Source organism: Planococcus sp. CAU13 (assembly GCF_000775575.1).
Classification (GTDB): domain Bacteria; phylum Bacillota; class Bacilli; order Bacillales_A; family Planococcaceae; genus Planococcus.
Genome location: NZ_JRGN01000299.1, coordinates 1 through 9932, shown reverse-complemented (window position 1 = coordinate 9932; position 9932 = coordinate 1). Strand labels below are relative to the sequence as shown.

The window sequence follows — 9932 nt, the reverse complement described above, 5'->3', positions numbered from 1 at the left end:
CTCGGTCGTCTCGCTATTCCGCAGGAGTCGTGCGCCTGCACTTCAAGCAATCTGAACGTGTTGGCCCTACGCCGTTCCGCTATATTTTTTTCTCTGAAGAATTGAAATGCCTACTTTATAAATTAAGAATATTTTTGATTTTGCTTATTATTGAAAGCAAGCTGTTCTGCGTAATATCGGTTTTCCTTATTTTATTTTTATACAAATTTAAAAGGCAGGCACATGGGCGCTTGCCTTTTATCGTTTTCATTTCGCAAACCAGATTCTATATTTCGTCGCAGGAATCGCATTGAGTCCCGTAGCACTCATGCTGTTCTTCAATCTGTTTTCCGCAATTCGCACATTGTTTCGGTGGCAGGTTTTTGAAAAATTCGACTACGTTCTCAATCATTCATTCCAGCTCCTTTTTTGTTATAGTACTGTATTGATTAAGGAAAGTGTATTATAACAGTTTGAAGAAGTCAACTTTAAACCGTGAATAATTTTCAATAATCCGTTAAACTGAAGTGAGGAAACAATCCAAAGGAGAGAGACTATGTATTTCGTAGACAATAAAGGAATCACTGATCCGCGCATCAATCTGGCTATTGAAGAGTATCTGCTGAAAAATATGGATGTGGAAAAAGATCCATTCCTGCTGTTCTATATCAACGAACCTTCGATCATCATCGGGAAAAACCAGAATACTTCCGAAGAAATCAATACGGAGTATGTGGATGCGAATGGTATCCATGTCGTGCGCCGACTGTCCGGCGGCGGAGCAGTTTACCATGATCTTGGAAATTTGAATTACAGTTTTATCACAGTTGACGACGGAGAAAGTTTCCGCAACTTCCGGAAATTTACGGAGCCTGTAGTGAAAGCATTGAACAGCATGGGCGTCAACGCCGAATTATCCGGCCGCAACGATTTAATGGCGGAAGGGCGCAAGGTTTCAGGCAATGCCCAGTTCTCCACCAGAGGGCGCATGTACAGCCACGGAACCCTGATGTTCGATACGAATGTGGATGAAGTTGTGTCCGCTTTGAAAGTGAGCAAAGAGAAAATTGAATCAAAAGGCATCAAGTCGATCCGCAGCCGTGTGGCGAACATTTCAGAATTCCTGAAAGAGCCGATGACGATTGAAGAATTCCGTGCGAAAATCCTCAATTCCATTTTCGAAGGGGAAGAAAACGTCAAGTACTGGGAGCTGACGGACAAAGACTGGGAAGGCATTCACGAAATTTCCCGGGAGCGCTACGGCAACTGGGACTGGAATTACGGCAAGTCGCCGAAATTCAACGTGAAGCACTCACACCGCTTCCCGGTGGGCGGCATCGATGTCCGCCTGCAGGTTGAAAATGGGCGGGTGGAAGACGCAAAGATTTTTGGTGATTTCTTTGGCGTAGGCGATGTGTCCGAAATTGAAAATGCCATTACAGGCGTCAAGTATGAGCGCGCTTCGTTGGACGTTGCGGTGTCCGGTCTGGACATCCCGAAACTTCTCGGGGGCATCACAAAAGAAGAGTTCCTGAAATTAATTTATTAAGAAAATGTGAAGAGCCTGCTGCAGAGCAGGCTCTTTTGTTAGAATGGAAAGAAAGAGGAAAGGGGGAATTATTATGTCAGCACAGCGGATATTCATAGTGGAAGACGATTTGAAGATAGCAGAGATGCTGGCGGAAACGCTTCGGAAATATCATTATGAAGTGGAAACCGCCAAAAATTTTGATGGGATACTGGAAGAGGCTGAGGCATTTGATCCACATCTGATCCTGCTTGACATCAACCTTCCTTCTTACGACGGCTATTATTGGTGCCGGCAGCTCAGGCTGACCACCACATGTCCGATCATTTTCATTTCTGCACGATCCGGCGAAATGGATCAGGTTTTCGCATTGGAAAACGGCGGAGATGATTTTATAACGAAACCTTTCCATTATGAAATCGTCCTTGCAAAAATAAGAAGCCATCTCCGCAGGGCATTTGGGGAATATGCTTTAAAACAGGAAGAGCGGTCCATTAAAGCAGGTCGTCTTACGCTTTATATGGAAAGAATGGAATTGCACGTCAAAAATGAGGCGATTCCCCTGCAGAAAAAGGAAGCAACGGTGCTGGAGTTATTATTGGGCCATTACCCAAAAGTGGTTTCCCGGGAGCAATTGCTGGAAGAACTGTGGGATGACCAGTCGTTCGTTGACGAAAATACCCTTAATGTCAATATGACCAGAGTCCGCAAAAAATTGGCCGATTACGGTGTCCGCTCCGCCATTGAGACGGTCAGGGGATCGGGGTATCGCCTGCTGATTGATGAGGGGGAACTTTGATGATTCGCCTTTTTTTGAAGGAGCATGCGGCTTATATGGTTTTCCAGGTCGTACTGGTCGCTTTTATCATGATGCTTTATTGGCTGGACGGCTTCCGCAACATGGATACAGCCGTGTATTCGGTGGTCATCAGTGTTCTTTTGACTGGAGCTTTTCTGGGCGCGCGTTATATCAAGCGCCATCGGCATTATAAGAGAATCACCGAAACTCCTGCAGTGATGGAGCATATGCTGCAAAAGGAAGGGCGGTCGCCGGAGCAGATCCAGGTCGATCTCTACCTTCAGAAATTATACAAAGTATATCAGCACGAAGCCCAGGCACTGTATGCATCCCAAAACCGGCATCTCCAGTTCATGAACCAGTGGGTGCACCAGATGAAAACGCCGATTTCTGTCATTCAGCTGCTTCTGCAGAATCCGGGGGAATTGGATAAAGGCAGTGTCGCAGAGGAAATCGAACGGCTGAAGGCGAGTCTTGATACAGTCTTGATGAACGCCCGTTTGGATACCTTTGAACAGGATATGCAAATTGAACAAGTGAATCTCCATGCCCTTGCAACAGAAATCATTTCAGAAAATAAACGCCTGTTCATATCGAAACGGGTCTATCCGGCGGTGGATGTGGATGAAAAATACACTGCAGCGACCGACCGCAAATGGATGAAATTCGTGCTGGGGCAATTGATCACGAATGCCGTTAAATACACATTCGAAGAGAATAAAAAAGTCCATATTTCAGCCGCCTGCCGGGAAGGCCAAATACAGCTTTCGGTGCGTGATGAAGGCATCGGCATCCCGGCTACAGACCTGGCGAGAGTCACCAAAGCCTTTTTTACAGGAGAAAACGGCAGGAAAACGGCAGAGTCGACAGGCATGGGGCTTTATATCGCAAAGGAAGTATGCGGCAAGCTTGGGCATGAACTGACAATCGATTCAGCCGTGGACCAGGGAACTACCGTCTCCATTCTTTTCGCAAATCAGGAAACGGGTATACAGGAGGAAAAAAATGCCATTAGTGAAAATTGATGATGTCACCAAAGTCTATGAAGGCAAAGTCACGCACCGTGCCATTAATCAATTGGGATTTGAAGTGGAAAAAGGGGAATTCCTGGCCATCATGGGCCCTTCCGGAAGCGGTAAAACAACATTGCTGAATATGATTTCAACGATTGATGAATTTACTTCAGGAAATATCCTGATTGACGGCATCCATCCGCATGAACTGGATAAGGACGAATTGGCACTTTTCCGCAGAAGAAAACTTGGTTTTGTTTTTCAGGACTTCAATCTGCTGCAGATGCTGACAGTCGAAGAAAATCTGGTGCTGCCATTGACCCTTGATTATATTCCGCTGGATAAAATGGCGAACAGGGTAATGGCCATTGCGGACCGGCTCAGCCTGAAACCGATTCTTCACAAACGGCCGAATGAGATTTCCGGAGGCGAAGCGCAGCGCACGGCTATCGGACGGGCGCTGATCCATAAACCTGATCTGATTCTCGCAGATGAACCGACAGGCAATCTGGATTCAAAAGCTTCGCGGGAAGTATTGGAGTTATTGACTGCCATCAATAAGGAAGAAAGCGCGACAATCATCATGGTTACCCATGATCCGATTGCCGCCAGTTACTGCAATCGCGTGCTGTTTATCAAAGACGGTGAATTTTTCAATGAAATCTACAGTGATGACCGGCGCCAGACTTTTTACCAGCGCATTTTGAACGTTTTGTCATTGTTGGGGGGCAATGTGAATGACATTTCGGCAGCTCGCTTACCGTAATGTGCTGCGGAACCTGAGGAGCTACGCCGCCTTTTTCCTTGCAAGCGTAGTATCCGTTATGGTGTTTTTCGTGTATTCGATGTTCATCTTCCATCCTTTGTTTGAAGAGGAAGGGCTTGGAACGCTGGCAGTACGGGGCATGCTGATTGCGGAAGTCGTGCTTTATATCTTCACTTTGTTTTTTCTGTTTTATTCGATGAGTGCTTTTTTACAGGCACGTTCGAAGGAATTTGGCGTACTCGTGCATCTTGGGATGACGAAAAAGCAATTGAGCAAAATGATCTTTTTTGAAATGATGATTATCGGCAGCATATCGACAGCTGCGGGAATTGCGTTTGGTTTTGCTTTTTCGAAGTTCTTTTTCATGATCGGCCGCGAAATTATGGAACTTGAATCCTTGCCTCTATACCTCAGCTGGAAGCCATTTCTCTTAACCATCGGTGCTTTTGCGAGCCTTTTCATCATCATTTCATTTGTCAGCGTAGGATTTATCCGGACGAAAAGAGTGCTGAATCTGCTGCACGGCTACTGGAAAGTCGAAGAGACGGGAAAAAGCTCGGCTCTGCTGTCGGCAGCAGGGGTCGGATTTCTGGTGATCGCCTACACGCTTGCAGCATTGGTCGATGACAGTACCGTTTATATGATGGCCTTTATCATTCCGCCGCTTGCCACAATCGGCACCTATCTTTTCTTTACGCATTCGATTCATGCGCTGCTGTCCATGTACAGAAGGAATAAATCTATATTTTGGCATAAGACGCGTCTCGTCTCAATTGCGGATTCAGCCGTTAAATTAAAGGACAGTGCACAAATGTTCTTTATCGTGACCATTGTATCGACTATCGCTTTCCTGACAGTCGGAACGCTAGCATCTTTTACTTCCTATACAGGGGATTACCGGGAATCGAATCCGCTTAGCCTCATTTATATTTCATTCGAAGACAATGAAAACGAGCAGGAGCACATTAGAGGGCTGACAGAACAGCTCCAGCAAAAGGGGCTTGCCTATGACATCGCGATGATGACCGTCAAACGGCAGACTTCGGCAGCAAGCGGCAATGAAGTCGATATCCTCAAGGCGTCGGAGTTTAACCGGCTGGCATCGACACTGGAGCATGAAAGAGTGGATCCCGCAAAAGGGGAAGGGATTTTTATCCCTTATTCCCAGGAATCTCTGGCTGCCCTGAATGAATCAGTGACGGACACGGTACTCATCGAAAGCGGTGTACCGCTATTCATCGCAAGCGCCTATCCTCATGTCCTTTTTCCGAACCGCACTCTGAATGCCAACAGCATCATTGTCAATGATGAGGATTTCGAGGCAATTGATGAGCCGCTGCTTGGTTTTACTGAAGAGCAGTCATCCTTCAATTATTACGCCTTCCATGTTCCGGACTGGACTGCCACTCTTGGGATAGGCGACTCGCTGTCGGATAAAATGGGACAGGCATTCGAAACAGGCAATTTTGAAGGGATCTCCTATTATTTTGAGAATCCCGGCGAAGATTACCGCTGGTTTAAATCATCTTTTGCGCTGATGCTTTTTATCGGCGTTATGGTCGCACTGGTGTTTCTCCTGGCGGCGGGAAGTTTCATTTACTTTAAGCTTTACACTGGTTTGGAAAGGGACCGGCAGCAATATGCACTTTTGGTGCGGTTGGGAATGACAGAAAAAGAACTGCTCAAAATCGTCAATCGCCAATTGGTGCCGCAGTTTTTCCTTCCCTGGTCAATTGCCTTGCTGCACAGCTGTTTTGCCTTCATTTCGCTGCAGGTGGTGTGGGACGAATTTGCAGAGCTGTCCATTTTAGGTGAAATGGCAATTGTGCTGGCCGGCTTCACTGCCGTTCAATTGCTTTATTTTTACCTCATTCGCTGGCGTTATATAGCACATCTTCAGGCACCGTGATTTTCACGGTGCCTGTTGTATTGTCTGAAGATTTATTTTATAATGAACAAAGCGACAATTATGAATGAGTATTCATTCAATATGAAAGAGGGATGCAAAATGAATCTAGTAAAACGTGTGCATGAAATCGCCGGCCAAAATCCAACTAAAGCGGCCTATCATTTCATGGGGAAAGACACTTCCTATGGTGAGTTTGAACAGACGGTCGGAAAATTTGCCAATGCCTTGGAGTCATTGGGCGTGCAAAAAGGCGACCACGTTGCGTTTCTTTTGAGCAATACACCGCATTTCCTGATTTCCCTTTACGCAACAATGCGTATCGGTGCAACAGCTGTTCCGATCAACCCAATCTATACGCCGGATGAAATCGCTTACATAGTGAATGACAGTGACGCGAAAGTCGTCATCGCCCTGGACGCCTTGCTGCCGCTTGTCGAAAAAGCGCATCTGGCTCTTCCGGCAGTCGAATCCTATATTATTTGTGAAACAGATCCGGCCACTGGAGAAAAACTGGCACAATTGCCGGAAGCGGTAAAAGGGAAAGTCCATGCTTTCAGCAGCCTGCTGTTCCAGGCATCCTCAGTGTCATTCCCTGTTGAAGTTGCCGCCGATGATACGGCAGTCATCCTTTACACTTCGGGTACAACGGGCAAGCCGAAAGGTGCGATGCTGACGCATGGCAATCTGTATTCCAATGCCAGGGATGTCGGTGAATATCTGAAAATGAACTCAGGCGACCGGGTGTTGGCAACGCTGCCTGTTTTCCATGTGTTCGCACTGACGGTAGTCGTAAACGCACCGCTGCTGCAGGGAGCAACGATCATCCTTGTGCCGCGTTTCAATCCGAAAGACGTATTCGACGCCATCAAAGCTACTGAAGCAACGGTATTTGCGGGAGTGCCGACGATGTATAACTTCATGTACCAGTTCCCTGACGCTAAAGCCTCCGATTTTGAAACCATCCGCATGGCGATTTCAGGGGGATCTGCATTGCCGGTTGCTTTGCTCCATAATTTCGAGGACAAATTCAATGTGCGTATTTCAGAAGGCTACGGTTTGTCTGAAGCGTCGCCGGTCACTTGCTTCAACCCGCTTGACCGCGAACGCAAAGCCGGTTCCATCGGTACATCCATCGTCAACGTGGAAAACAAAGTAGTCAATGAACTGGGAGAAGAAACGGCAGTCGGGGAAGTGGGGGAATTGATCGTCCGCGGCCCGAACGTCATGAAAGGCTATTACAAAATGCCGGAAGAAACGAATGCAGCAATCAAAGACGGCTGGCTCTACACGGGTGATTTGGCGACAATCGATGAAGACGGTTATTTCTTCATCGTCGACCGCAAGAAAGACATGATTATTGTCGGCGGCTATAATGTTTACCCGCGCGAAGTGGAAGAAGTCCTGTTTGCACATCCCGGCGTTTCTGAAGCGGCTGTCGTCGGCTTGCCGGACGCAGACTTCGGTGAATCGATCAATGCGTTTGTCGTATTGAAAGATCAGGTATACACAACCGGCGATCTTCATAAATACTGCACAGAGCATCTTGCAAAATACAAAGTGCCGAAACATTTTGAAATCCTGGATGAACTGCCAAAAAACACGACCGGCAAAATCCTTCGCCGTTCATTGAAGGACCAGGCATTAAAACAGCAGAAATAAGTAAGCAAATAAAACCCTTGGCAGAATTGCCGGGGGTTTTGTAATTTCAGGAAAGCAAGCAGAAAAGGATTTTTATAGATTTCGAAATACATTGAAAGTACTGACATTTTTTATTATAGTGAAAGAGTAAGTATTGCGAAATTCGAAATATTTTTGAGGAGGAACCCCAGTGGCAAAAAAAGCGGTGGAAACGAAAGATTTAACGAAATTGATATCGGTGGCAGATCCGCATATTTCGCCGGACGGCCAAAGAGCGGTATTTGTAAAGACACATATCGATGAAGAGGAAAATACCTACATAACCAATCTGTGGCACGTTGACCTCGGCAGCGGCGAATTGACGCAGTGGACCCATGGCAAGCAGCGCGTTTCTTCGCCGGAGTGGTCGGAAGACGGGAAATCCGTGGCATTTTTGTCTGACCGCAACGGCAAAAATCAATTATACATATTATCTGCCGGAGGCGGGGAAGCCCGTGAATTGACCGATTTTGAAAAAGGCGTAAACAGTTTCCGCTGGTCGCCGTGCAATAAAAAAATCTGGTTCAATGCCATGGTGAAGGAAGGCAGAACGTTCACTGACAAAGAAGAAAAAGAAGAAAAGAAATTGCCGGAACCTTATATTGTCGATAAGATGAAATATAAAATGGACGGCATGGGTTTATTGCCGAAGGAGTTCCATCGCCAGATCGGAGTCATCGACATCGAGTCAAAAGAAGTCGAACAGATCACGGACGGCACTTTCCATCACGGCCTGGAAGCGGTGTCGCATGACGGCAGCAAACTCGTTTACGGTGTTACGCGTGAAGAAAATCTGGATTTCGTGTTCCGTCAGCCGCTGTTCATCTATGATGTTGAAAGCAAAAAAGAAACGCCGCTTGTGGATGAAGAAGGGTATTTCGGCGAAGCGGTATTTTCCCATGATGACGCGCATATCGCGTATGTCGGCAGTCCACGTCAATTCCAGAATGCGACGCATACTGAATTGTATGTACATACGATTACGTCGAATACGACACTTTGTCTGACAGAAGGCCTCGATATTCCGGTCGGCGATTATGTGGTGGCGGATCATCAGCAAAGCGCCAGCGCACCAGGGGCCGTATGGACGAAAGACAATCATCTATATTTCCAGGTTTCCACAATGGGGGACGTGCGGCTGTATTTTGCGTCACTTGACGGAGCCGTTTATCCCGCTTCTCCGGACATGGAGCATGTCTACGGCTATGACGTCGCGCGCAGCGGCGAATTTGCCCTTGCCACCATCTCGAACCCGGTGGATCCCGGTGAATTGTATCAATTGACGATTGCCACCGGCGAGCGGAAAGCGCTGACTTCATTCAATAAAACCTATTTGGAAGAAACGGAACTGATGGCACCGGAACTGATCGTTGCCAAAGGGGCGAAAGACTGGGCGGTGCACGGCTGGCTGATGAAGCCGCATGGTTTTGAAGAAGGAAAGAAATACCCGCTTGTCGTCAATATCCACGGCGGACCGCATGCCATGTATGCCAATTCGTTTTTCCATGAAATGCAGTTGCTGGCGGCCCGCGGCTTTGGGGTGCTGTATGTCAATCCCCGCGGCAGCCACGGCTACAGCCAGCAGTTTGTCGATGCGGTTCGCGGCGATTACGGCGGCGGTGATTACGAAGACATCATGAAATCACTGGATGGCGCCATCGAAGCGAACAGCTGGATCGATACGGACCGCCTCGGCGTCACCGGCGGCAGCTACGGCGGCTTCATGACAAACTGGATCGTCGGCCACAGCAACCGTTTCAAGGCGGCTGTTACCCAGCGTTCGATTTCAAACTGGATTTCGTTCTTCGGTGTATCGGACATCGGCTATTATTTCTCCGAATGGCAGATGAACGCGGATATGACGGATGTCGAAAAACTGTGGCATCACTCTCCGCTGAAATATGCGAAAGATGTGGAGACACCGTTATTGATCCTGCATTCCGAAAATGATTACCGCTGCCCGATCGAGCAGGCGGAGCAATTGTATATCACGCTCAAGAGCATGGGCAAAGAAACCCAGTTTGTCCGTTTCCCGGAAGCGGACCATAACCTGTCCCGCACAGGAAAACCGAATCTGCGTTTTGCACGCCTGGAGCAGATTGTGGGCTGGATGGAGAAATACCTGAACGAATAAAACAGCACACAAAAAGAGGCCATCCGATCGCGGGATGGCCTCTTTTGATTGATGTTATCTAGAGAGTGTCATTTTCTATAATCATTTCGCAGCAGGCGGACGCTTTCCGCGGGCATGGCCTGAGCCT

At 47.5% G+C, this 9932-nt stretch carries 8 protein-coding genes; 7 read left to right on the top strand and 1 reads right to left on the bottom strand.

The window, feature by feature from the left end; translation table 11 throughout:
- Positions 1 to 265: 265 nt before the first annotated feature.
- On the bottom strand, positions 266 to 391 hold the full coding sequence (gene yhfH, locus KW93_RS17205; RefSeq protein WP_081987027.1) for a protein YhfH: 126 nt from the start codon (positions 389 to 391) through the stop codon (positions 266 to 268).
- Positions 392 to 535: 144 nt separating this feature from the next.
- Between yhfH and KW93_RS13680 the strand changes: the two genes are divergently transcribed.
- The 7 genes from KW93_RS13680 (at position 536) to KW93_RS13650 (ending at position 9805) form a co-directional block, all read left to right on the top strand.
- Positions 536 to 1528, top strand: a complete 993-nt coding sequence (locus KW93_RS13680) for a lipoate--protein ligase (protein WP_033543594.1) — start codon at positions 536 to 538, stop codon at positions 1526 to 1528.
- 73 nt (positions 1529 to 1601) lie between these two features.
- Positions 1602 to 2306 carry a response regulator transcription factor gene (locus KW93_RS13675; RefSeq protein WP_033543593.1) on the top strand — a complete coding sequence of 235 codons (705 nt, stop codon included), beginning with the start codon at positions 1602 to 1604 and terminating at the stop codon, positions 2304 to 2306.
- On the top strand, positions 2306 to 3331 hold the full coding sequence (locus KW93_RS13670) for a sensor histidine kinase (protein ID WP_033543592.1): 1026 nt from the start codon (positions 2306 to 2308) through the stop codon (positions 3329 to 3331). The genes KW93_RS13675 and KW93_RS13670 overlap by 1 nt, the downstream gene beginning before the upstream one ends.
- A complete protein-coding gene (locus KW93_RS13665; RefSeq protein WP_033543591.1) occupies positions 3312 to 4085 on the top strand; it encodes an ABC transporter ATP-binding protein in 774 nt (257 codons plus the stop codon). Before KW93_RS13670 ends, KW93_RS13665 begins: the two co-directional genes overlap by 20 nt.
- Positions 4057 to 5994, top strand: a complete 1938-nt coding sequence (locus tag KW93_RS13660; protein ID WP_033543590.1) for an ABC transporter permease — start codon at positions 4057 to 4059, stop codon at positions 5992 to 5994. Before KW93_RS13665 ends, KW93_RS13660 begins: the two co-directional genes overlap by 29 nt.
- Positions 5995 to 6093: 99 nt before the next feature.
- Complete coding sequence (locus tag KW93_RS13655) at positions 6094 to 7653, top strand: fatty acid--CoA ligase family protein (protein WP_033543589.1); 1560 nt, start codon at positions 6094 to 6096, stop codon at positions 7651 to 7653.
- Positions 7654 to 7822: 169 nt separating this feature from the next.
- Positions 7823 to 9805: a S9 family peptidase gene (locus tag KW93_RS13650; protein ID WP_033543588.1), complete on the top strand. Its 1983-nt coding sequence runs from the start codon at positions 7823 to 7825 to the stop codon at positions 9803 to 9805.
- Positions 9806 to 9932: the final 127 nt, after the last annotated feature.

Excerpts from the sequence above, each read along its gene's own strand:
- KW93_RS13655 (WP_033543589.1), top strand. The coding sequence starts at position 6,094 with ATGAATCTAGTAAAACGTGTGCATGAAATCGCCGGCCAAAATCCAACT.
- KW93_RS13670 (WP_033543592.1), top strand. The coding sequence starts at position 2,306 with ATGATTCGCCTTTTTTTGAAGGAGCATGCGGCTTATATGGTTTTCCAG.
- KW93_RS13665 (WP_033543591.1), top strand. The coding sequence starts at position 3,312 with ATGCCATTAGTGAAAATTGATGATGTCACCAAAGTCTATGAAGGCAAA.
- KW93_RS13680 (WP_033543594.1), top strand. The coding sequence starts at position 536 with ATGTATTTCGTAGACAATAAAGGAATCACTGATCCGCGCATCAATCTG.
- KW93_RS13675 (WP_033543593.1), top strand. The coding sequence starts at position 1,602 with ATGTCAGCACAGCGGATATTCATAGTGGAAGACGATTTGAAGATAGCA.
- KW93_RS13660 (WP_033543590.1), top strand. The coding sequence starts at position 4,057 with ATGACATTTCGGCAGCTCGCTTACCGTAATGTGCTGCGGAACCTGAGG.
- yhfH (WP_081987027.1), bottom strand. The coding sequence starts at position 391 with ATGATTGAGAACGTAGTCGAATTTTTCAAAAACCTGCCACCGAAACAA.